The sequence below is a fragment of the Bacillus pretiosus genome (assembly GCF_051294775.1).
In the GTDB taxonomy this organism is placed as follows: domain Bacteria; phylum Bacillota; class Bacilli; order Bacillales; family Bacillaceae_G; genus Bacillus_A; species Bacillus_A wiedmannii.
This window is the reverse complement of record NZ_JBPPHF010000004.1, coordinates 17,101-41,078: the sequence shown is the minus strand read 5'-3', so window position 1 is coordinate 41,078 and position 23,978 is coordinate 17,101. Positions and strand designations below refer to the sequence as shown.

24 protein-coding genes and 4 tRNA genes are annotated in these 23,978 nt (G+C 36.3%); 2 read left to right on the top strand and 26 right to left on the bottom strand.

The genetic code is table 11. The features are described from left to right. The first annotated feature begins 76 nt into the window (after nt 1–76). Entirely contained in the window at nt 77–1,894 is a 1,818-nt protein-coding gene (pepF, locus tag ACSG5Z_RS20505; RefSeq protein WP_435712030.1) for an oligoendopeptidase F, read from the top strand. 37 nt (nt 1,895–1,931) lie between these two features. Here the strand turns inward: pepF and ACSG5Z_RS20500 are convergent, their stop codons facing one another. The 24 genes from ACSG5Z_RS20500 to ACSG5Z_RS20385 all read right to left on the bottom strand — a co-directional run bounded on the left by ACSG5Z_RS20500 (nt 1,932) and on the right by ACSG5Z_RS20385 (nt 21,378). Beyond that, a complete protein-coding gene (locus ACSG5Z_RS20500) occupies nt 1,932–2,810 on the bottom strand; it encodes a radical SAM/SPASM domain-containing protein (RefSeq protein ID WP_000713629.1) in 879 nt (292 codons plus the stop codon). Between the two features lie 180 nt (nt 2,811–2,990). Then, nucleotides 2,991–3,470 (bottom strand): 23S rRNA (pseudouridine(1915)-N(3))-methyltransferase RlmH, encoded by a 480-nt coding sequence (gene rlmH / locus ACSG5Z_RS20495; protein WP_001027003.1) that lies wholly within the window; start codon nt 3,468–3,470, stop codon nt 2,991–2,993. Between the two features lie 59 nt (nt 3,471–3,529). Next, nucleotides 3,530–3,715 (bottom strand): CxxH/CxxC protein, encoded by a 186-nt coding sequence (locus ACSG5Z_RS20490; RefSeq protein WP_001052827.1) that lies wholly within the window; start codon nt 3,713–3,715, stop codon nt 3,530–3,532. Nucleotides 3,716–3,768: 53 nt separating this feature from the next. Beyond that, on the bottom strand, nt 3,769–4,944 hold the full coding sequence (locus ACSG5Z_RS20485) for a S1C family serine protease (RefSeq protein ID WP_435712029.1): 1,176 nt from the start codon (nt 4,942–4,944) through the stop codon (nt 3,769–3,771). A gap of 63 nt (nt 4,945–5,007) precedes the next feature. Then, complete coding sequence (yycJ, locus tag ACSG5Z_RS20480; protein ID WP_000522836.1) at nt 5,008–5,802, bottom strand: exodeoxyribonuclease YycJ; 795 nt, start codon at nt 5,800–5,802, stop codon at nt 5,008–5,010. Continuing rightward, nucleotides 5,786–6,628: a two-component system regulatory protein YycI gene (locus ACSG5Z_RS20475; RefSeq protein ID WP_435712028.1), complete on the bottom strand. Its 843-nt coding sequence runs from the start codon at nt 6,626–6,628 to the stop codon at nt 5,786–5,788. The genes yycJ and ACSG5Z_RS20475 overlap by 17 nt, the downstream gene beginning before the upstream one ends. After that, a complete protein-coding gene (locus tag ACSG5Z_RS20470; protein ID WP_087981853.1) occupies nt 6,609–7,925 on the bottom strand; it encodes a YycH family regulatory protein in 1,317 nt (438 codons plus the stop codon). The genes ACSG5Z_RS20475 and ACSG5Z_RS20470 overlap by 20 nt, the downstream gene beginning before the upstream one ends. Continuing rightward, nucleotides 7,922–9,763, bottom strand: a complete 1,842-nt coding sequence (gene walK / locus ACSG5Z_RS20465) for a cell wall metabolism sensor histidine kinase WalK (protein ID WP_048542845.1) — start codon at nt 9,761–9,763, stop codon at nt 7,922–7,924. Before walK ends, ACSG5Z_RS20470 begins: the two co-directional genes overlap by 4 nt. Before the next feature lie 3 nt (nt 9,764–9,766). Further along, nucleotides 9,767–10,474, bottom strand: a complete 708-nt coding sequence (gene walR, locus ACSG5Z_RS20460) for a cell wall metabolism DNA-binding response regulator WalR (RefSeq protein ID WP_000971866.1) — start codon at nt 10,472–10,474, stop codon at nt 9,767–9,769. A 386-nt stretch (nt 10,475–10,860) separates the two neighbouring features. After that, nucleotides 10,861–10,933, bottom strand: a tRNA-Phe gene (locus ACSG5Z_RS20455). A gap of 41 nt (nt 10,934–10,974) precedes the next feature. Further along, nucleotides 10,975–11,050, bottom strand: a tRNA-Asp gene (locus ACSG5Z_RS20450). A gap of 22 nt (nt 11,051–11,072) precedes the next feature. Continuing rightward, nucleotides 11,073–11,144, bottom strand: a tRNA-Glu gene (locus ACSG5Z_RS20445). A gap of 13 nt (nt 11,145–11,157) precedes the next feature. After that, nucleotides 11,158–11,233, bottom strand: a tRNA-Lys gene (locus ACSG5Z_RS20440). 140 nt (nt 11,234–11,373) lie between these two features. Then, nucleotides 11,374–12,663, bottom strand: coding sequence for an adenylosuccinate synthase (locus ACSG5Z_RS20435; RefSeq protein WP_044740892.1), 1,290 nt, complete (start codon nt 12,661–12,663; stop codon nt 11,374–11,376). Nucleotides 12,664–12,878: 215 nt separating this feature from the next. Continuing rightward, nucleotides 12,879–14,240 carry a replicative DNA helicase gene (gene dnaB / locus ACSG5Z_RS20430; protein ID WP_001286242.1) on the bottom strand — a complete coding sequence of 454 codons (1,362 nt, stop codon included), beginning with the start codon at nt 14,238–14,240 and terminating at the stop codon, nt 12,879–12,881. 27 nt (nt 14,241–14,267) lie between these two features. Beyond that, entirely contained in the window at nt 14,268–14,714 is a 447-nt protein-coding gene (gene rplI, locus ACSG5Z_RS20425; RefSeq protein ID WP_000864225.1) for a 50S ribosomal protein L9, read from the bottom strand. Further along, nucleotides 14,711–16,684 carry a DHH family phosphoesterase gene (locus ACSG5Z_RS20420; RefSeq protein ID WP_098147892.1) on the bottom strand — a complete coding sequence of 658 codons (1,974 nt, stop codon included), beginning with the start codon at nt 16,682–16,684 and terminating at the stop codon, nt 14,711–14,713. The genes rplI and ACSG5Z_RS20420 overlap by 4 nt, the downstream gene beginning before the upstream one ends. A gap of 78 nt (nt 16,685–16,762) precedes the next feature. Continuing rightward, nucleotides 16,763–17,698 carry a YybS family protein gene (locus ACSG5Z_RS20415; protein WP_142343584.1) on the bottom strand — a complete coding sequence of 312 codons (936 nt, stop codon included), beginning with the start codon at nt 17,696–17,698 and terminating at the stop codon, nt 16,763–16,765. Nucleotides 17,699–17,778: 80 nt separating this feature from the next. Beyond that, nucleotides 17,779–18,012 (bottom strand): 30S ribosomal protein S18, encoded by a 234-nt coding sequence (gene rpsR / locus ACSG5Z_RS20410; RefSeq protein WP_000918874.1) that lies wholly within the window; start codon nt 18,010–18,012, stop codon nt 17,779–17,781. A gap of 44 nt (nt 18,013–18,056) precedes the next feature. Then, nucleotides 18,057–18,578, bottom strand: a complete 522-nt coding sequence (ssb, locus tag ACSG5Z_RS20405) for a single-stranded DNA-binding protein (RefSeq protein ID WP_000981963.1) — start codon at nt 18,576–18,578, stop codon at nt 18,057–18,059. A 26-nt stretch (nt 18,579–18,604) separates the two neighbouring features. Continuing rightward, entirely contained in the window at nt 18,605–18,895 is a 291-nt protein-coding gene (rpsF, locus tag ACSG5Z_RS20400; protein WP_001233781.1) for a 30S ribosomal protein S6, read from the bottom strand. A gap of 191 nt (nt 18,896–19,086) precedes the next feature. Continuing rightward, complete coding sequence (ychF, locus tag ACSG5Z_RS20395; RefSeq protein WP_000524660.1) at nt 19,087–20,187, bottom strand: redox-regulated ATPase YchF; 1,101 nt, start codon at nt 20,185–20,187, stop codon at nt 19,087–19,089. A gap of 115 nt (nt 20,188–20,302) precedes the next feature. Further along, nucleotides 20,303–20,500: a DUF951 domain-containing protein gene (locus ACSG5Z_RS20390; RefSeq protein WP_000436051.1), complete on the bottom strand. Its 198-nt coding sequence runs from the start codon at nt 20,498–20,500 to the stop codon at nt 20,303–20,305. A 20-nt stretch (nt 20,501–20,520) separates the two neighbouring features. Further along, entirely contained in the window at nt 20,521–21,378 is an 858-nt protein-coding gene (locus ACSG5Z_RS20385) for a mechanosensitive ion channel family protein (protein WP_000362298.1), read from the bottom strand. A gap of 260 nt (nt 21,379–21,638) precedes the next feature. On the opposite strand from ACSG5Z_RS20385, the gene yyaC reads away from it, so the two are divergent. After that, nucleotides 21,639–22,235, top strand: coding sequence for a spore protease YyaC (gene yyaC, locus ACSG5Z_RS20380; RefSeq protein ID WP_087981836.1), 597 nt, complete (start codon nt 21,639–21,641; stop codon nt 22,233–22,235). A 20-nt stretch (nt 22,236–22,255) separates the two neighbouring features. Here the strand turns inward: yyaC and spo0J are convergent, their stop codons facing one another. Beyond that, nucleotides 22,256–23,107: a stage 0 sporulation protein Spo0J gene (gene spo0J / locus ACSG5Z_RS20375; protein WP_001051814.1), complete on the bottom strand. Its 852-nt coding sequence runs from the start codon at nt 23,105–23,107 to the stop codon at nt 22,256–22,258. Then, nucleotides 23,100–23,861, bottom strand: a complete 762-nt coding sequence (gene soj / locus ACSG5Z_RS20370; RefSeq protein ID WP_087981838.1) for a sporulation initiation inhibitor protein Soj — start codon at nt 23,859–23,861, stop codon at nt 23,100–23,102. The genes spo0J and soj overlap by 8 nt, the downstream gene beginning before the upstream one ends. Between the last annotated feature and the right edge of the window lie 117 nt (nt 23,862–23,978).

The following is a 23,978-nucleotide window of genomic DNA, read 5'->3' as shown; positions in this document are numbered from 1 at the left end:
AATGTAAATTATTTTCATTTTACTGAATTTTCTAGTATCATGTTTTTAGATACTTATAATAAGGGGGATATAACAAATGAAAAATGTAATTGAGAAACGCCATATTCGCACAGAAGTCCCTACTGAACTAACATGGGACCTCTCTGACTTATACGAATCTGATAAAGAGTGGGAAACTGCATTACGTGTATTAACAAACGATATAAAAAAACTTGATGCGTTTAAAGGACAATTACACACTAGCCCCACTACCTTATTACATTGCCTACTTTTAGAAGAAGATCTTTTAATGGAGTTAACAAAACTATACTCATATGCAAATTTAAAAGAATCCACTGATCGTACAAATCCAATTATTCAAGCGAACTCTTCCAAAATTGCTGCTTTATGGACGAAAGTACATACTGCACTGTCCTTTATCCATAATGAAATCCTCTCATTCGACGAAGGAACAATTGAAAAATATTTAGTTGAAGAAACAAAACTCGAACCTTTCCGTAAATCATTACTAGACATCCTACAAAAAAGGCCGCACACGCTCTCTCCTGAAACAGAAGAAGCTCTTGCTGCACTTGGCGAAGTACATAGTTCTCCATACAAAATTTACGGTATGACTAAATTAGCCGATATGGATTTTACCTCCATACAAGACGAAAAAGGAAACGAACTCCCTGTATCATTTTCATTATTTGAAAGCAAATATGAGTTCTCTCCAAGCGTAGACATACGTAGAAAAGCATACTCATCATTTGTTTCGACCTTAAAACGATATAAGAATACAGTGGCAACAACATATGCTACTGAAGTAAAAAAACAAGTAACACTCTCTCGTTTACGCAAATTTGAATCTGTTACTCATATGCTTTTAGAACCTCAAAAAGTTCCACTTGAAATGTATAACAATCAACTTGATATTATTTATAAAGAATTAGCGCCTCATATGCGCCGTTTTGCAGATTTAAAAAAGAAAGTATTAGGACTCGATCAAATGCTGTTCTGCGACTTACATGCACCTTTAGATCCCGAATTTAATCCAACCATCACATACAAGGAGGCTGGTAAATTAATTCAAGATTCTTTAAAGGTATTAGGCGATGAATATAGTTCCATTATCGAAAAAGGATTCAAAGAAAGATGGGTTGATCTTGCAGATAACGTAGGCAAATCCACCGGAGCATTTTGTTCAAGCCCATATGGTTCTCATCCATACATTTTAATTACATGGCAAAATACGATGCGTGGATGCTTCACATTAGCACATGAATTTGGCCATGCTGGTCATTTTTATTTAGCAAATAAAAACCAGCGTATTATGAATGTACGTCCATCTATGTACTTTGTTGAAGCACCATCTACAATGAATGAATTACTATTAGCCCAGCATTTATTAGCGACTACTGACGACAAGAGAATGCGCAGATGGGTGATTCTGCAACTACTTGGCACATATTATCATAACTTTGTTACTCACTTACTTGAGGGAGAATATCAAAGAAGAGTATATACCCTAGCAGAAGAAGGAGAAGCACTTACAGCTTCAACTTTAACTGAAATAAAAACAAATGTACTTTCGACATTCTGGGGAAATTCTGTAGAAATTGACGAAGGTGCTGGCTTAACTTGGATGCGCCAACCTCATTATTATATGGGCTTATATTCTTACACCTATTCCGCAGGCCTCACTGCATCTACTGCGGTAGCCCAAATGATTAAAGAGGAAGGGCAACCTGCCGTTGACCGCTGGTTAGATGTACTTCGCGCTGGTGGTACGATGAAACCACTTGAATTAATGAAGCATGCCGGAGTAGATATGTCAAAACCAGATGCAATCCGCAGGGCTGTTTCTTACGTCGGTTCCTTAATTGATGAATTGGAACATTCTTATCAAGAATAAAAAATAAGCCCTCACTTTATGAGGGCTTTTTTCATATTTATTTTCCAAATCTTTTACGGTATCCACATTTCCTGCATAGCTCTTCGACTGCAACTCTTTTCGAAAATCCATCGACAATGTTTGTTGCTCTTTCACCTTCTATAATATTAGAAAATGAGTCATTATTAATATTCCCAAGGTTAATAATCCCTTCACCATCTAAACAGCAAGGAATAACCGTTCCGTTCGCTAAAATACCCGCTTGATTTCGAAGACCATGACAGAATCCTTTTCCATCATCCTCTTCTTCATGTAATGCTGGCCACTGGAATTCATAGTCTTGATTAATAAAGACGCGTTCTGCAATTTTTATACCTTTTCCTGGTGTAAGCTTCTCTTCGATTTGATAAGATAGACCAAACTCATTTTCAATGATGGATAATAAATCTCTATTTTTCTGGATTTCAGCATTTGTTTTATTATCCTGAGTTAAATTCCATAACCGTAGTGAAACAATTAAATCCGATTGACTTGTCGCCTCTCTAATGAAGGAAAGTATACTCCTTACATAACCTTCTTTATCTTGCGAACCTGGATGCCCATCAAAACTGTGCAGTGAAAAATTCATTTGTCTTAAAGCAGGCTTATTTAACAGTCTATGCCTTCTCTTATTAATTAACGTTCCGTTCGTTGTAATATTAACTTTAAACCCTTTTTCATGGCTCAAATCTAACAGTTGATCTATTTTTGGATGGAGCAATGGCTCACCCTTCACGTGCAAATAAATGTAGTCTGTGTGAGGTTTAATTTGGTCTAATCTTTTAGCAAAATCCTCCACAGAAATGAATTGCTTCTGCCTTTCCGTCGGCGGACAAAAGCTGCATGCAAGATTACATACACTCGTAATCTCCAAGTAAAACTTTTTAAACTTCTTCACCTTTAATTCCTCACTTCTATGACTACTTATACTTTTCCTCTTCATATTACAACACACTTTTTTATAAATAGAAACATACTTATTTTAGGAAACCTTCGTACTACCTATTAATATTTAAAAGACCATCGGTGGTTTTTGCCCAATGGTCTTTTTTACTCTTTTTATATACAAAAAGTAATTTTATTTATGATACGGTTCCCCACGATTAATACGAAACGCTCTATACACTTGCTCAAGCAATACTAATCGCATTAATTGGTGTGGTAATGTCATCTTTGAAAAAGAAAGAGATTCGTTTGAACGCTTCATTACTTCTGAACTTAGTCCAAGTGATCCACCTATTACAAATGCAACTTTACTCTTTCCATATGTAGCAAGACGATCTAAGCTTACTGCAAATTCTTCTGATGATTTTTGTTTTCCTTCTATCGCTAACGCAATGACATGCGTATCGTCAGAAATTTTATCCAGTATACGTATACCTTCTTTTTCTTTTACAATTAACATTTCTGCTTCACTTAAATTTTCTGGCGCCTTTTCATCTGGTAATTCAATTACTTCTACTTTTGCGTATGCAGATAATCGTTTTAAGTATTCTGCTATACCTTGTTTTAAATATTTTTCTTTTAATTTCCCAATTGAAATAATCGAGATATTCACACTCATTCCCCACCTTACAAACATGTTATCCACATAACTTATCCACATATCCACAATTGTTACCCACATATTGTGTGAGAATCTGTGTTCGATACAACATATGTCGCCTCGTTTTGACAAAATTCACATGTTTTTTTCTCTTTTTCTGAGTTATCCACATTGTTGATAACCGGTGCAACTTCACACTCATCCACAATAATATCTAAAGCTAATTCAACATGTTCTAAACAACAAGGTAAATTCATATTCTTCACCTCACTTTTCTACAATAGAAAACAGGAGGTAGGCCCTCCTGTTTTTAATACTTTTGAATGCCTAGTTTAACCGTTGTTGTTGCTCGTTTTGTACCACGATAAAACGTAAGAGTCATTTTATCATTAATTTTTTTATCATATAAGGCCGTACGGAATCCGATAATATCGCGAACCGGTTTTCCATCTACCGCTACAATCACATCGTGTTCTCGTAAACCAGCATCTACACCTGGCGAAGGACTCTTCACATCTAAAATGCAAACTCCCTCTGTTACATTGCCTGGTAAATGCAATGTTTTTGACCAATGGTAGTTTGGAATCTCATTTAACGATCTAAGTTCAATTCCAACATACGGTCTCCTTACTTTTCCGTACTTCTCTAATTCATTCATAATTGGAACAGCTCTAGTAACTGGAATAGCTAGTCCAATTCCTTCTACTTCTTTTGCTGCAATTTTCATTGAGTTAATGCCTATTAATTGACCTGCCGCGTTTACAAGCGCACCACCACTATTACCTGGATTAATCGCTGCGTCTGTTTGCAAAACTTCTACTTGCCAATCATAATGTCCATCTTGATCTAAATCTACAGGGACAATACGTTCATTAGCCGAAATAATGCCTTGTGTGACAGTTCCAGAAAATTGCAGCCCCAGTGGGTTTCCAATCGCAATGACCGGCTCCCCTCTACGAACAGTATTAGAATCGCCAATTTCAATTATTTTTTTCACATGCTTTGCATCTATTTCTAGTACAGCTAAATCTGTGACTACATCGGTTCCTAATACTTTCCCAGGAACCTTCTTACCGTCACTTAAACTTACTTCAATACGATTTGCTCCAGCAACAACATGATTATTCGTTACAATATAAGCTTGGCCATCTGTCTTTTTATAAATTACACCCGATCCTGTACCAGCTTCTGAATCTGCCTCTGAAAAATTATCTCTTTGAATATTAATAACGCCAACAACAGCTTCAGACGCACGATCAACAGCATCAACGAAGCTAATCTGTTTAATTCCTTGAGCTTCATCCATATTACTTCCACTTGCTTCAGCTTGTGGAAGCGCCCCCGCATCATTCGCAAATAAAGGAGCTCCAAATGCAAATAACGAAGCTCCTACAATTGTTCCTGCTATACTAGAAATAACAATACCTTTATGCTTCTTTTTTCTTGCACGTTTCATACGATAATTTTCTTCATCAATAAAGGACATATTTGTTCACCCATCTTCCTGAAAACAACTATATTCACCTTTATTGTTTACTAAAATGAAGAATTATACGTATTGAATTTTTGTAGGCATTTTCGGATCTGTATCATGAATTTCGAAGGCTTCTCCCACTCCAAATCCTTTTTCCTCTAATACTTGTGATACTGACATACGTGCTAGTTCTTTCATGTTATTATCTAAACTTAAATGGGCTAAATAAATATGTTTTGTCTCATCTGTAATTACATCCGCCATCGCTAATGCAGCGTCCTCATTACAAACGTGACCCACATCACTTAAAATACGTCGCTTAATACTCCATGGATAACGTCCCATACGAAGCATTTCCACGTCATGATTACTTTCAAACACGAAAGCATTAGCACCCTTAATAACACCTTTCATACGATCACTCACGTATCCCGTATCTGTAATAAGGGCTAACTTTCTATTATTGTTATGAAAAGCATAGAACATCGGCTCTGCCGCATCATGAGAAACCCCAAATGACTCGACCTCAATATCACCGAATGTTTTCACATCCCCAACTGAGAAAATAAACTTTTGCTCAGTTGGGATATTTCCTATTAAATGTTCCATTGCATTCCATGTTTTCTCATTTGCATAAACAGGTAAATCATATTTACGTGCCAATACACCTAACCCTTTAATATGGTCACTATGTTCATGTGTTACAAGAATACCTGATACATCATTTATATTTAATTCTGCCTGTTTAAATAAAGCCTCTGTTGCTTTACCACTTAAACCTGCATCGACGAGTAATTTTTTTTCATCTGTTCCTACATATAGCATATTCCCTGTACTTCCACTTGCAAGTACGCTAAAATGCAACCCCATTCTTTCTCACTCCAGTATGTTCATCAACCACTTGATTTTCCCTTTCCCCTAATTCCATAACTTGTCCTTCAATTGCATTTACAAAGAAGTCCTGCTTCTGCTCCGTTTTTAAATTCCATGTTGGAGCGAGTACTTGGTTATTAGAAGTAGATGCGGTAAGGGTGGCATAACCAATTTGTGCTTCTTTTACATGTGTATTCCCATGAACTTTATTTTTTAAATACAGATTTTCTAAAGCTGTTTGAGCAGTAATAATTTCTTGCTGTTTCGTTTTTTCACTTTCGCCCATTTCTTTTAAATCAGTTAGCATCGTCTGCGTGTACGACACAAGTTCATTTTTTTCATTTAATTCCACAACAATCATTGCCTGATCGTTATAGAAAACAGGCTTATCTTTATATTTTTGGAAGAAGTAAATTTTAGAGTCTTTCATCGCCCCAAACTCATACTTTTGTCCATCCAATACATAGTTCTTCAAAAAATCACTATACTTATCTTTGGATAATGATTTTGTATTTAAAAAGGGCTCTTTTAGCTTACTTTCTATCCTGTACATATTTTGTATATGCGCCGTTTGATTCTTTAAAGACTGTACATCTTCTTCTTTAAACGCCTTGTTTTCCGCCCTAATAAATGATTCTTTTTTCGGTTCTTTAGGGAAATTACCCATAGTAATTTTGTTTGCTTTTAATTCTTGATCTATCTTTGTTTCTGCAATAAGCTCCAATTGATTACTATCTTGCTTTTGAATGAATTGAAAAATGAGAAAGAGGTCCAAAACAAAAAAGGTCACAATAAATATGGTTTTAATCCGATCCCAATCCATTTAGTCCTCCCTCACTCCACTCATATATTTTTTGTTTACCCGCTTCATCTTCAACAAACTTTACATACCAAATTGGCTGTAGTCGAGCTACTTGCCCATCTAGTGATAATTTGTATCCAATACCAATGTCTTTAATGAATCTTTTATCTACCGCGGCATTATTTTCTAAAGATGCTATTACAACATGACCTGATGGAAGAGTAACCTTCTGTTCTATACCTTTCGTATTTAAAGACAACAACGGTCTTTCATATTCCATTACTTCTTCTGATCCCCATACTTGTCTCAATTCAGCTAATCCATCTGTATTGAATACGGAATATCCATCTTCATGTAAACGGAATACCGTCTGTCCTTTATTCATATAATCCAAACGATATGAATCCAAACTCCCACTGTGACCATTTACAAAATCAAAGCTTTTTTGTAAAAGCATTAAATTATCTGTCGTTTTCTCACTTGAAACAGAAGAATTTTTATACTTTAGCATATGATGATCGTTTTCAATCTCCATGGACCTAATACCATCCGTAAATGTTTCTTTCGATTTCTCGGTAATAGGGCTTAAATAACGTGGGTCACTAAAAAGAGCATTCTTAAATGTATCAACCGCTAAATTAGATGAAATATATGTTATATTACTTAATTCTGTCGTTCCATCTGGTAAAAATAGCTTTTTCATATCATTAATTTGATAGTCAAAATAAGGTTTTGCCGATACTATAAATTGATTTTGTGCATTTACAATATCTTTTAAATACACACCACTTAATTTTGCTTCATATATTCTAGAGTTATCACCATCAGAAACAAAATTAATTTTAATTTCTTGATCCCTACTTCTAGAAGGATCAAGAATAATTCGATTAAAATATTTAGGCTTATTTATACTTTTTTCTTTCATATTAAACATAGATTTAACTGCATCAAACGGGATGTTGGTAGGAAAAACAAGTTCAATTTTCCCTTCACCATGCACATAAGAAAGGAAATCAACCTTAGCAATCGATATCTCTTTGAAATCATGTAATTCCCCTGCTTCCAAAGGTTTATAGATTGATTCTATATCTCCCTCTCTTTTGCTCCCATAATGATTTTTATCTTTATGCACGATGATAGAAGTAGGGCGGACAACATCAGCGATTTTAGTTTGAGTAATTCCTTCATTCCCCTGCACAAATTTTGCGTTTTGCATAGACGTGGAATCTGGCACATACGTCCATAAGTTAAAAGTAAGAAATAGGCTAATTACAACTAAATTAATTAAAACTATCGTTTTAACATTTTCCATACTCATTCCCAATCGTCCTCTTCATCTGCTGCCATTGGCAATGTGAAGTAAATAGTTGTCCCTTTTCCTTCCTCACTCTTCGCCCAAATCGAGCCACCATGTGCCTCAATCATTTCTTTTGCAATTGCTAATCCAAGTCCTGTACCACCCATTTGTCTTGAACGTGCTTTATCTACGCGGTAAAAACGTTCAAAGATTTTATCGACGTTTTCTTTGGGAATACCCATTCCTTGGTCACTTACACTAACCTCTAATAATTCCCCACGATCACGTAAGCGATATGTTACTGTTCCACCTTCTGGTGAATACTTTAATGCATTCGAAATAATGTTATACAAAACTTGCGTAATTTTATCCGTATCCATATCAATAAATCGGGATTTCTTAGAGAAAGATCGTTTGAAACTTACGTTTTGCTCTTTAGACATTTCAAAACGATCAATAATGTTATTAAAGAAGTCAGTAAAGTCCACCCATTCTTTCATTAAACGATGTTCTGTACTATCGAGTTTAGAAAGTTGCAATAACGCATTTACAAGTCTAATCATTCTTTCTGTTTCTTCTTGTGTAACTGTTAAAAATTGCGGTGCAATATTCGGATCTTGCCACGCGCCGTCCGTAAGTGCCTCTAAGTAACTGCGCATCGTTGTTAATGGCGTTCTTAATTCATGGGAAACGTTTGCCACAAACTCACGGCGTTCCCTTTCTATACGCTCCTGCTCAGTTACATCATATAATACGGCAATTAAACCATTTGCTTTCCCTGTCTCTTTTTGAATAACAGAGAAACTAGCACGTAAAATATATGGCTCATTTCTCGTACTAAAATCTAATAAAACGGAATCAGGCTCTTCGTATAAATGATCGAGCGTAAATTCTTCTTGTATCCCTAATACCTCTAAAACAGATTGATCGAGCGCCGTTTCACGCGAAACATTTAGCATCTTTTCCGCAGGATCATTTAATAAAATAATGTCTCCTTTTCGGTCAGTAGCAATTACTCCATCTGTCATATGTGATAAAACAGATGATAATTTACGTCTTTCACTTTCAGTTGAAGAACGAGCTTGTTGTAATTTTTTTGATAAATTATTGAAAGATAATGCTAATTGTCCTATTTCATCATGGCTATGCACTTTTACTTTTCTTGAATAGTTTCCTTTTGCCATTTCAATCGCTTGTCTTCGCATATCTGAGATTGGTCTCGTAATCGTTTGAGCTAACAAAATTCCAAGTACAGCTGTTACGAGTAATGCAATAACGGTTCCAGTCGCAAAAATTTGATTAATATCCTTCATCTGTTTATAAACATCTTCCATAGATGCAACAATGTAAATAACACCAAGTGCATCCTTGCCGTTATCATCTAGAATAGGAGTAAGCATAACTTGTACACGATGGCCTGTACGACCATCCTTCTCAATTTTCACTTCTGGCTTTTTTTGTACCAATACCCGTTGAACAGCTATATCAGTTGATGTTCTATTTACCTTGTTTTGCTTTGACTCATCTGAAATAGCGAGTAACTTTCTATGCGAATCAAATACACTTACCTCTTGGATATCTTTCTTTCGATCAGAGGCAAATTTTCGAATTGAAGTTTTAATCGTTTCATCTGTTGATTCTGTTTCTGCCTTTGTATAACTTTTTTTAAACTCTTGTTTCAAGTTATATGATAATAAGTTCGTTTGCTGCGTTAAAGAATCTCTAAAGCCTTGTACAAGACTCTTTTCTAACTCTCTTACAAAATATACCCCAATAACTTGCATAGCTATCAATATTAATAGCATATATATGAGTACAAATTTTAAATGAATAGATTGAAAAAAACCAACTTTCTTCATATACTATTCCTGCTCTGGGTCACGCAAGTAATATCCTACTCCACGTCTAGTTACAATTAAAGTAGGATGACTTGGATTATCTTCAATTTTTTCACGTAAACGACGCACTGTTACATCCACTGTACGTACATCTCCAAAGTAGTCATAACCCCAAACTGTTTGCAATAAATGCTCACGAGTCATAACTTGTCCTAAATGTTTGGCTAAATAATGTAGTAGCTCAAATTCACGATGTGTAAGTTCAATATTTTCCTCACGTTTCGTTACACTATACGCATTTGAATTGATAACGATTGGTCCAATAACCATTTCCGTATTTTCTTCTTTTTCTGCAGCACCACCTTGTTGATGGCGACGTAAATTCGCCTTCACACGAGCAAGTAGTTCCCTCGTACTAAATGGCTTCGTTACATAATCATCTGCTCCAAGCTCAAGCCCTAATACTTTATCAATTTCAGAGTCCTTTGCTGTAAGCATAATAATCGGCATTTCTGAGCTTTTACGTATTTCACGGCAAACCTCTAAGCCATCCTTACCTGGTAGCATAATATCTAATAAAACCATATCTGGCTGCTCTTCATTCGCTTTTTCAATCGCTTCATCACCATCATGCGCCATTACAATTTCAAAACCTTCTTTTTCTAGGTTGAACTTCAAAATATCCGCAATCGGCTTTTCATCATCAACTACTAAAATTTTCTTTCCCATCATCGTCTATTTCCTCCTTATAAAGTGAAACTTTAATCGGGCATTTACGTGCAGTTGATCCCGCACCTAACTTCTTTACCTTCGTTGAATTTTTGGGTGGGGTCTTACTGCCCGTTAATGCGGGGTAAAAATATGTTCAATATCCCTAAACACATTGATGTCTACATAGTATGTCCCTATATGGCCGCATCTTTTGCTTAAGTACTTTCTCCTCTATTCTCACAGACTCATGTATGATCCACTTTTACACGGAATCCTATACGATCTATAGAAAAACCTCTAGCTTCAACTGCTAGAGGCTTCTCATTCTATTTTAAAATAACTACTCAATTTTGTAAAATTACACAAATAAAAAGGATATTAAGTGGGCCCACTTAATATCCTGAGAGTGGCTCGGGACGGAATCGAACCGCCGACACGAGGATTTTCAGTCCTCTGCTCTACCGACTGAGCTACCGAGCCAAAACTATATATAAAACCACTAATGGTGGTATAAACAAAAGTGGCGGTCCCGACCGGGGTCGAACCGGCGATCTCCTGCGTGACAGGCAGGCATGTTAACCACTACACCACGGGACCAAAAATGAACATAAAAAAAACATGACCCGTACGGGATTCGAACCCGTGTTACCGCCGTGAAAGGGCGGTGTCTTAACCACTTGACCAACGGGCCACGAAAAATAAAATGGTGAGCCATGAAGGATTCGAACCTTCGACCCTCTGATTAAAAGTCAGATGCTCTACCAACTGAGCTAATGGCTCATACTCACCAACGTCATATTTTCGTGACGACAAGATGTATCATAACATGTTTCCTTTGTTTTTTGCAATACTTTTTTTATTTTTTTATAAAAGATAAGAAAAAACTCATGCGGACATGAGTTTTTTCTCAAAAATATCAATTAAGCTTCGTATACGTTACGAACGATATTTGTTTGGTTACGATCTGGTCCAACTGAGAACATAGATAATTGAATTCCTGTTAACTCAGAAACACGTTCTACGTATTTTCGTGCATTTTCAGGAAGCTCGTCTAATGATTTTACACCAGTAATATCTTCTGTCCAACCTGAAAGTTCTTCGTATACAGGCTCACATTTCGCTAAAATGTTTAAGTTTGCTGGAACTTCATCGATAACTTCGCCATTGTATTTGTAAGCAACGCAAATTTTAAGAGTCGGAATACCTGTTAGAACGTCGATAGAATTTAATGATAAATCTGTTAAACCACTAACACGACGCGCATGTCTTACAACAACGCTATCGAACCAACCTACGCGGCGTGGACGACCAGTTGTCGTTCCGTACTCACGACCAACTTCACGAATTTGATGACCAATTTCATCATGAAGCTCCGTAGGGAACGGACCATCACCTACGCGGCTTGTATATGCTTTACACACACCTACAACGCGAGTAACTTTCGCAGGACCAACTCCAGTTCCAACTGTTACACCACCAGCAATCGGGTTAGAAGATGTAACGAACGGGTACGTACCGTGGTCGATATCAAGCATAACACCTTGTGCACCTTCAAATAATACACGGTGATTGTTATCTAGTGCATCATTTAATACAACAGACGTATCACATACATATTGCGCGATTTGTTGTCCGTACTCGAAGTACTCTTCGAAGATTTCTTCTACACTGAAACCTTCTGTATCGTACATTTTTTCAAATAAACGATTTTTTTCTACTAAATTGCGCTCAAGCTTTTCTTTAAATGCTTCACGGTCTAAAAGATCAGCCATACGAATACCAATACGAGCAGCTTTATCCATATATGCAGGACCGATACCTTTTTTCGTTGTACCGATTTTGTTATCACCTTTACTTGCTTCTTCTAATTCATCTTGTTTTAAGTGATAAGGTAAAATAACGTGCGCACGGTTACTTACACGTAAATTATCAGTACTTACACCACGATCGTGTAAGTATTTTAACTCTTCAAGTAATGCTTTCGGATCTACTACTAAGCCATTTCCGATTACACAAATTTTCTCTTTATAGAAAATACCAGATGGAATTAAGTGTAATTTATATTTAACTCCGCCGAAAACAATTGTATGTCCCGCGTTATTTCCACCTTGATATCTTGCAACTACTTCCGCATGCTCAGAAAGAAAATCAGTGATTTTACCTTTTCCTTCGTCGCCCCATTGTGTTCCTACAACTACTACTGAAGACATTATTAAAGCACCTCCGCGATTTTCAAACGATCTATTCAAACAATATAATTGTACCAAAACCGAAAAAGAAGTCAACCAAAAAGCGAACATTTTTTTATTAAAAAACATTTTCGTTCGTAAGAATTATATTTTCACACTATGAAAGCCTTATCTTTCCTATAAAAAAAAAGAAACACATCTTATTATAAGAAATGCATTTCTTTTTTATACTATCTTTATGCAGGCGGCGCATGTCCATCCTCGAAGCGACGTTCTAAGTTAACGAACTTATTGAACTCTTTAACGAATGCGAGCTCTACTGAGCCTACGGGACCGTTACGCTGCTTTGCAATAATAATTTCAATCGTATTTTTATTTTCCGTTTCTCGGTCATAGTAATCTTCACGATATAAGAAGGCTACAATATCAGCATCCTGCTCGATACTTCCCGATTCACGAATGTCAGACATCATCGGACGTTTATCTTGACGAGATTCTACACCACGAGATAACTGTGACAAGGCAATAACAGGCACTTGTAATTCACGCGCAATCCCTTTTAATGTACGAGAAATCTCAGATACTTCCTGCTGACGGTTTTCTCCTGATTTCCCGCTTCCTTGAATAAGCTGTAAATAGTCAATTAAAACCATCCCTAGACCTTGTTCTTGCTTTAATCTACGGCATTTCGCTCGAATCTCATTTACTTTAATCCCTGGTGTATCATCAATATAGATACCAGCATTAGAAAGGCTCCCCATCGCCATTGTTAATTTTGCCCAATCATCAGAAGTTAATGAACCGGTACGCAGTCTTTGCGCATCAATATTTCCTTCTGCACAAAGCATACGCATAACAAGCTGATCAGAGCCCATCTCTAAACTAAAAATCGCTACATTTTCATCAGTTTTCGTCGCTACGTTTTGTGCGATATTTAATGAAAATGCGGTTTTCCCTACTGATGGACGTGCCGCTACGATGATTAAATCATTTCGCTGGAAACCTGCGGTCATCTTATCTAATTCTGTAAATCCAGTTGGTATCCCAGTAACTTCACCTTTTTGATTATGCAAAAGTTCAATTTTATCGTAAGCATCTACAAGAACATCTTTAATGTTTTGGAATGCTTTTGCATTTGTTTGGTGAGATACTTCTAATATTTTTTTCTCAGCCTCATTTAAAAGACCATCCACGTCATCTTCTCTCTCATACCCATCAGACACGATATGAGTCGCTGTTCGAATCAAACGACGTAATAGCGCCTTTTCAGCGATGATTCGTGCATAATATTCTACGTTAGCAGCGGTTGGAACAACTTCTGCTAATTCTGCTAAGTAAGAAACCCCACCAACTTCTTCTAATAATCCTTGATCAGCCATTGCTGACGTCATTATTACTAAGTCAATCGGCTCTCCTTTATCAGATAACCCAAGCATGACTTCAAAAATCTTTTGATGTTTCGTTCGATAAAATGAGTCAGGTACCAATAATTCCGATGCTGACGTTAACGCATCTTGATCAATTAATATGGCCCCTAAAACCGCCTGCTCAGCCTCTATATTATGCGGAGGGGTACGATCAGCCATTACATCACTCATACGCAATCCTCCTTGCTTAACTTATTTTTATTGTTCACTAACATGAACTTTTACTGTTGCTGTTACTTGCGGATGCAACTTCACAGTAACGTTTGTATAGCCTAATGCACGAATTGCATCATCCATTTCAAATTTACGTTTATCAAGTTTAATTTTATGTGATTTTTGCATTGCATCTACGATTTGTTTACTTGTGATTGAACCGAATAGACGGCCACCTTCTCCAGATTTCGCCTTTACTTCTACAGTTAGTTTCTCTAACGTTTCTTTCAACTCTTTTGCATTTTCAACCTCTGCTGCTGCATCTTTTTCTTCTTTTCGCTTTTGAGCTTCTAAAGTTTTCATACTGCTATTTGTCGCTTCAGCAGCTAATCCTTGTTTTAGTAAGAAGTTATTTGCATAGCCATCTGGTACGTTTTTTATTTCTCCTTTTTTCCCTTTACCTTTTACGTCTTTTAGAAAAATTACTTTCATGATTGTGTGCCTCCCTGTAAATAGTCATCAATAACAAATCGAAGCTTCTCCTCAGCTTCATCTACTGTAACATTTTTCATTTGTGTGGCTGCATTCGTTAAATGCCCACCACCGCCTAAATTTTCCATAATTAGCTGCACGTTCACTTCACCTAAAGACCTGCCGCTAATTCCAATGAAATTCTCGCCACGTTTTGCAATAACAAATGACGCAATAATTCCTGTCATTGTTAATAATGTGTCCGCTGATTGCGCAATAAGCACTTGATCGTAGTAATCATCACTATCAACTTTTGCAATCGCAATTCCATTTGTATAAATGTACGCATTTTTAATAGCTTTTGCAACCCGTAAATACTGATCCATATCTTCTTTTAAAAGCTCTTGTACAAGTACAGTATCTGCACCATGCGAGCGTAAATAAGAAGCTGCATCAAACGTACGAGCACCCGTCCGGAATGTAAAGCTTTTCGTATCAACAATAATACCTGCTAACAATGCCGTTGCTTCTAACATTGTCATTTTTAAATTTTTCGGTTGGTACTCAAGTAATTCTGTAACAAGTTCTGCCGTGGAAGAAGCGTATGGCTCCATGTAAACAAGCAATGGATCTTCAATAAAATCTTCTCCCCGGCGATGATGGTCAATAACAACTACATTTTCAATTTTATGTAACAGCTTTTCTTCCATCACCATTGAAGGTTTATGCGTATCAACAACAACAAGTAATGAATCATCATTTGCAAATTCCATCGCTTGTCCTGGGGTAATAAAGTGAGACCATAACTCTTCGTTTTGTTTCACTTTATCCATTAAACGCTTAATTCCCTTATCAGAATCATTTTCATCTAACACAATATATCCTTTGCGCTCATTTAATTGCGCTACCTTTAAAATACCAATCGCAGCACCAATTGCGTCCATATCAGGAGCCCTATGCCCCATTATAATGACATTACTACTTTCTAATACTAAATCCTTTAATGCATGCGAAATAACTCTGGCACGTACACGAGTACGTTTTTCAACTGGATTCGTCTTACCACCATAAAACTTAACTTTACCTGTCGCTTGTTTAATAGCTACTTGATCTCCACCACGGCCAAGCGCAAGGTCTAAACCGGACTGAGCCATTGCCCCAAGCTCTGATAAAGGTAAATCACCTGATCCAACACCTACACTTAAGGTGAGTGGTATATTCCTTTTGGATGTTTCTTCACGCACCTGATCTAAAATGCTAAATTTCCCTTTCTCCATCTGTGCTAAAATACTCTCATTTAGTACAACGAAGAATCTTTCTGAAGATGCACGTTTTAAATATGCCCCATACTTAACGGCCCATTCATTTAGTCGTGATGTTACAAGACTTGTGATATTCGTACGTAATTGATCATCTAACCCCTGTGTAACTTCATCATAATTATCTAAATAAATGACAGCCAAAACAGTGCGTTGATCCTCGTACATCTTTTCAATCTCTGTTTGTTCCGTTACATCAAAGAAATAAATTAACTTTTCTTCTTTCCTTACAAAAACGCGAAACTTTCGGTTATTTAAAGAGACTATATCTTCGGAAGTTTCTCCCTTAATAAAAAGAAGCAACGTTTCTGATACATCATAAAGGTGCCATCCAGCTAACGCATGCTGTCCTAGACATGAAGATAAATAAGGATTCGCCCAATCAATCCCATAATCCTTATTGTATAACAAAATACCAATCGGCATTTGGTTAAATGCTTCATTACTCACTTTCTTTACTCTTGTAATCATATCTGTCGTATACTTCTCAAAATTCCTTTGAAAGGTCAGTTCAAAGCGTATAACAACAAAAAGTACAATGCAAAAAATAAAAAAGGTGGATATCCCCATAATTAAATGAAAATAACAGAGGATGGCAATGAGCACAAACACGAAAAATGCCAATACATAAACAGGATATAAAAACCACTGTTTCTTATAAAATTCAGGCATGTATACAACTCCTATAAAGTAAAACTAACTCACCTTTCAGTTAGTTAAACAGATTAAAATAGTATAAGGAATATTACTTTATCCTCCTATTTTAGAACGCAATGAAATCCCTAAATCAATTATACCTAAGATTGTCACAAGAGGAAACAACATCGGTATAAACATGCAGACAATAAAACTAATAATAGGAACCCCTTTCGTAAAACCTTTGCTATGCGCTAGAAAAGCGATAAATGTCAGACCTTGTAGTACTAGTAGTAAGGCAAATATGACATATAGGTTAGAAAATACCATATGTAAATATGATGTCGGTTCTACTTTTATAAAAGTTGATAGCAAAATAAATATAACGTAATACCAAACAATACTCTTTGGTAATTGTATATCTTTAAATTTAGGCCAAGGTATAACGTCATGCTTTAGTTTTCTCAAAACACTACCTGATATCATAACTGTAATCCAAGAAAAACATACCGAGACCATTACAAGCAAACTTGGGAATAACGTTTGTAACACATCATTAAATTGTGCAAATAATTCTTTTTGCTCCTTACTAATAGGCATACCAGCAGCAGTGACTATCTTTTCACTTTGCGCCATACTTTCATTAAGCATATTTTGCATTTGCTTCATTAAATCTATGTTAAAAAACTTTATACTTGCAACATAAATGAGCATAATACCAATTAAGTACGCAAGCGTCCCCGCCATCAAAATTTCTACCGGTTTTTTTTGTTTTTTATACATATATCCTAAAACGATACCTATCAATCCAAACATAGTTGTCTTTACTAGGTTCATCGGTTGACTGACAATAACAGTAATAAAAAGTGCCGCCGTAAAAATTACAAAGGCGTTAGATAATCTATATCTTATCGTTAGCAATATAAACGGCAATGGCAACGCAAACGTTACAACTGTACCTAAAATTGGAACATACATAGATATAAGCAATAACATTGCATATATCGCTAGCAACGCTGCACCCTCAGTAATAAATTTCGTATTCTTCATCATCTAACCTCTCTTCCAAAAAAGAAAAGCATAGCAAAATGCACAGTAGAGTCGGACTCTACTGTGCATTTCATACGCTATTATTCACCAACATATGGTAAAAGTGCCATTTGACGAGCACGTTTAATTGCAACTGTAAGTTTGCGTTGGTATTTTGCGCTTGTTCCTGTTACACGACGAGGTAAAATTTTACCACGCTCAGAAACGAAACGTTTTAATAAATCAACATCTTTATAGTCAATGCGAGTGATGCCGTTAGATGTGAAGAAACACACCTTACGACGTTTCGCACGTCCACCTTTGCGTCCTGCCATGTCTATTCCCTCCATTCTTTGTTAAAACTAACTAATTTACTGTATTAGAACGGTAAATCGTCGTCGGAAATGTCGATCGGTTGACCTACATTTGAAAATGGATCGTCATTCTTCGTAAATCCAGAGTTTCCTTGGTTACCTTGGTTACCTGAATTACTAGATTGACCAAATGGGTTAGAGCTTTGGTTACCGAAACCAGCTCCTGATGGTTGCTGATTAAATGAACCACGTTGCTCCCCACCGCCATTACGCGGCTCTAAAAATTGTACGCTTTCCGCAAGAACTTCTGTTACATATACACGTTTACCATCTTGTCCATCGTAATTACGAGTTTGAAGACGTCCATCTACGCCTGCTAAGCTACCTTTTTTCAAATAATTTGCTACGTTTTCTGCTTGTTTACGCCATATTACACAATTAATAAAGTCAGCTTCACGCTCACCTTGTTGATTCGCAAATGCGCGATTCACAGCTAACGTAAAAGTAGCTACTGCAACACCATTGGGCGTGTAACGTAAGTCAGGGTCCTTAGTTAAACGACCAACGAGGATAACACGATTCATCAATCGAACCACTCTCCCTTATATATCAATTATTTTTCTTCTTCTTTAACAACGATATGACGAAGGATGTCTTCGTTGATCTTAGCTAAACGGTCGAATTCGTTAATCGCTTCTGCGTTAGAGTTCACGTTTAAGATCATGTAGAAACCTTCACGTAAGTCGTTGATTTCGTAAGCTAAACGACGCTTACCCCACTCTTTCGTGTTAATGATTTCTGCACCATTGTTTGTTAAAACACCTGCGAAACGTTCAACTAAAGCTTTTTGAGCTTCTTCTTCAACGCCAGGACGAATGATGTACATAATTTCGTACTTTCTCATTACACTTTCACCTCCTTTTGGTCTAAACGGCCCATAATGGGCAAGGAGCAATTAATTTATAGTAATTACTCACGAGTTTAGATTATATCATAGTAAGTTAGATGAATCAACTCACCCATGCATAAAAAACTTGGCAAACACATAATATATTTGCCAAGCTCATATCTTTATTTTTCCTAGGAAATATTAAATTAAACGTTGAAGCGGAAGTGCATAACGTCTCCATCTTTTACGATATACTCTTTTCCTTCTAAACGAACTTTACCAGCTTCTTTTGCAGCTGTCATAGAACCGTTTGTCATTAAGTCTTCGTAAGAAACTGTTTCCGCACGAATAAATCCACGCTCAAAGTCTGTATGAATTACGCCAGCACATTGTGGTGCTTTCATACCTTGTTTAAACGTCCATGCACGTACTTCTTGCACACCAGCTGTGAAGTAAGTAGCAAGTCCTAATAAATCATATGCAGCACGAATTAATTGATCTAAACCAGATTCTTCAATGCCTAGTTCTTCAAGGAATACTTTTTTCTCTTCCTCGTCTAGCTCAGCGATTTCTTCTTCGATTTTTGCACATACAACGATTACTTGAGCATTTTCATTTGCAGCAAATTCTTTTACCATTTGTACATATTTATTTTCAGAAGGATCCATAATATCATCTTCACTTACGTTTGCTACGTATAACATTTCTTTCGTTGTAAGTAAATGAAGGCCTTTAACAATCTTCATTTGTTCTTCTGTAAATTCAACAGTACGAGCTGGTTTTCCCTCTTCAAAAGCTTCTTTTAAACGAACTAAAATTTCATGCTCATATACTGCTTCTTTATCTTTTTGTCTTGCTAACTTCGCAACACGCTCGATACGTTTATCAACAGATTCTAAATCTGCTAAGATTAGCTCTAAGTTGATTGTTTCAATATCATCGATTGGATCTACTTTCCCTGAAACGTGTGTAATATTTTCGTCTTCAAAACAACGAACAACTTGGCAAATTGCATCTACTTGGCGAATGTGAGATAAGAATTTATTTCCTAAACCTTCACCTTTACTAGCACCTTTTACGATACCTGCAATATCAGTAAACTCAAATACAGTCGGAACAGTTTTTTTCGGTTCTACTAATTCCGTTAATTTATTTAAACGCTCATCTGGTACTTCTACAATCCCTACGTTTGGATCAATTGTACAGAATGGATAGTTTGCAGATTCTGCTCCTGCTTGTGTAATTGCATTAAATAAAGTTGACTTCCCTACGTTAGGTAATCCAACAATCCCAGCCGTTAATCCCATATTTTTCACTCCTATGTCTCAATCTTTCATCATTATAGATAGTAACGAAAAAAATGACAAGTTTCCTCCAAACGAAAAAAAGTAACAGCTACCCATTGCAACTGTTACTTTCTCTCTATTCTTCGTGCTTCACAAGTATTTTTTTCACCTTACGATCAAATTCTCTTCGAGGAATCATTACTGAATGGTCACATCCCTCGCACTTAATGCGGATATCCATTCCCATACGAATAATTTTCCAGCGATTCTCACCACATGGGTGGGCTTTCTTCATTTCCACAACATCGTACAAGTTATACTGCTTTTGCTCCATTCTCCAAACCCCTCTCCATACTAAATTGCTTTTCCACTCACCAATTCTTCACGATTATATAAAACCATACGTGGATATGGAATTTCAATCCCATGTAAATCTAGACGATTTTTAATTTCTTTACGAAGTGCTCTCGCAACAACCGCATGTTGCATCGGCTCTACTTCCGCAATAACACGTAATATAACTTCTGACGCAGCCAATGTTTGCACACCTAATAACTGAGGCTTTGCTACCATTTGCGTATACTGTGCAGGTAATTCTTCTAATAACTCTTCAATGACTTGCTCCGCTTTCGCTATGTCAGCCTCATACGAAATGGATACATCAACAAATGCTACACTATTACTAACTGAATAGTTCGTAACTTGAATAATACTTCCATTTGGTAAAGTATGAATTTCGCCTGTCCAACTCTTTACTTTTGTTGTACGAAGTCCAATTTCTAGAACGACACCTTCAAACTGACCAATTTTTACATAGTCACCTACTGAAAATTGATCTTCTAGCAAAATAAATAACCCCGTAATAACATCTTTTACTAAACTTTGAGCACCAAATCCGACTGCTAAACCAATTACCCCGGCACCCGCTAATAAACCAGATGCATTAATATTAAACACACCCAAAATCGCAATTAACATAATGAACATAACAACGTATGCCACAATATTTTCAAGTAACTTCGCTACTGTAACTGTACGACGTTCTGAAATTTGAATTGGCGAACGGCTTCCCATACGAAACGCATTTCGTACAATTGCACGCGCAACTCGTACAATAATTGCACCAAGTATTAAAATAACGACTATTTTTAGTGATTTCACACCTATATTCGTCCAATCAATGGACTCAAACCATTTCAACGCTAAATCCATGTACCTCTACCTCTCCAGCTAAAATTTCTTTTTAATCATCCTTCTTATTGTATCAGAAGTCACCCTGATTTCTGAAAAATTTTTATGACTTTAATTGCATTTGTTAACTTCCATGCAGGTATAAAATGGAACGAATATATATATACTAGTACTATTATTTCCGTTTTCACTCAAGTTTTACAGGAAGTACGCACTTATAGTTTTCCATTTTACTCACCATATAACATATTTTGAAAATTTATTAAAAGGATGGATGCTTCATGAATATTGGAAGTTTTCGCTTACCCTTTTTCGAAAAAGAAACTCAAAATGTTATGCACCAAGACGTAGAAGCCTCCGAGACAATTAGTAACTTCTTACTTTCCCATATCCCTATTAAAACGAATATACCGATTATTCTCGTTTGTATCGGAACAGATCGTTCTACAGGCGATGCACTCGGTCCGTTAGTCGGTACGAAACTAGAACAAGCAGGAATTAAAAATTTCCAAGTGTTCGGTACACTAGATGAGCCAGTGCATGCCCTAAATTTAGAAGAAAAAATTCAGAATATACAGAAAGATAACCCTACTTCATTTATAGTTGCGGTTGATGCCTGTTTAGGAAAGTCTCAAAACATCGGTTCCATCACTACCGGAATGGGGCCTAGTAAACCTGGAGCTGCGATGAACAAAAAATTACCTGCAGTTGGTGATTTACATATTCATGGCATCGTAAATCTAAATGGTTTTATGGAGTTTTTCGTCCTGCAAAATACAAGATTAAGTTTAGTCATGAAAATGGCTGATGTAATTGCACAAAGTATAAAAGAAACAGACCAAAAATTATCTGTATTAAAAAAAGCAAACCATCTATAAATAATAAGATGGTTTGCTTTTTAGTTTTTCTGCGCTAATAATTCTAAAATACGATTTAAATCTTCTTTATTAAAAAATTCAATTTCGATTTTACCTTTTTCTTTTTTCGTTTCTTTAATTTTCACATCTGTGCCAAACTTTTCTCTTAAGAACGTTTCGCGTTCTACGAAAAATATGTTTCTCTCTTTTTTCACTTGTTTTGTTTCACGTGAAACGCGTTGATTAATCTCCTGAACAATTTTCTCTAATTGACGAACGTTTAATCCTTCTTTTTCGATTCGTTTTAATAAAGATTTCAATTGTTCTTCATCCTTTATAGTAAGCAAAGTTCTCCCATGGGCCATTGAAAGTTGACCATTTGCAATCATATCTTGCACAAAAGAAGGGAGGCTTAATAACCGCGTATAATTTGCAATGTAAGGTCTGCTCTTACCAAGACGTTTTGCTAATTGTTCTTGCGTTACATTTAGCTCATTCATTAACATTTGATATGCCATTGCTTCTTCCATTGGGTTTAAATCTTCTCGTTGTAAGTTTTCAAGCAATGCAAACTCCATCATTTGCTGCTCATTTAATTGTCTTACAACAGCAGGTACCTTTTCGAGCCCTGCCTCTTTGGCAGCACGATATCTTCTTTCACCTGCAACAATTTCATATCCTTTAATACTCTTCCTAGCAATTAACGGTTGCAATATGCCGTGCTCTTTAATAGAGGCCGATAATTCTTGAATTGCCTCTTTATTAAAGTGTTTACGTGGTTGATATGGATTCGGTCTTAATTCAGTTATCACAATCTCCTGAATTGCCTCTTCTTCTTTCACATCTAAATCAGGAAAAAACACATTAATTCCTCTTCCTAATCCTTTAGCCACCTGCAATCACTTCCTCTGCTAAATCTATATATACTTCTGCCCCTCTTGATTTAGCGTCATACTGCATAATTGGTTTCCCATGACTTGGTGCTTCACTTAAACGAACATTACGAGGAATAATCGAACGGTATACTTTATCCCTAAAGTATTTTTTCACTTCATCTATAACCTGAATCCCTAAATTCGTACGGGCATCCAACATCGTTAACAATACACCTTGAATTGCTAGATTTTTATTTAAGTGCTTTTGCACAAGTCGAACTGTATTTAATAGCTGACTTAATCCTTCTAGTGCGTAATATTCGCATTGAACAGGAATAATAACAGAATCTGCTGCGGTTAATGCATTAATCGTTAATAACCCTAAGGACGGGGGACAGTCGATAATAATATAGTCATATTCATCACGAACTGGCTGTAATGCCCTTTGTAAACGTACTTCCCGGGAAATAGTCGGTACCAATTCAATTTCAGCACCTGCCAATTGAATTGTAGCGGGTAGAACATCTAAGTTTTCAGTTGCGGTTTTACGTATAACCCCTTGAACCTCTGCATCTTCCACAAGAACATTGTAAATACATTGATCTAATTCGGATTTTTCAATTCCCACACCAGTCGTTGCATTTCCTTGAGCGTCAATATCTACAAGAAGGACTTTTTTACCTACTTGTGCCAATCCAGCCCCTAAATTAACAGATGTTGTTGTTTTTCCAACGCCACCTTTTTGATTGGCAATAGCAATGATTTTTCCCATGATGTCACCTACTTTCAACCTTTCTATCTTATTCTAGTAACAATTACGTTTATTGTAACATGAAATAAAAGTTTTTCTTTTACGTCCTTATTAAACTTCAAAATTTATTTCTAAACT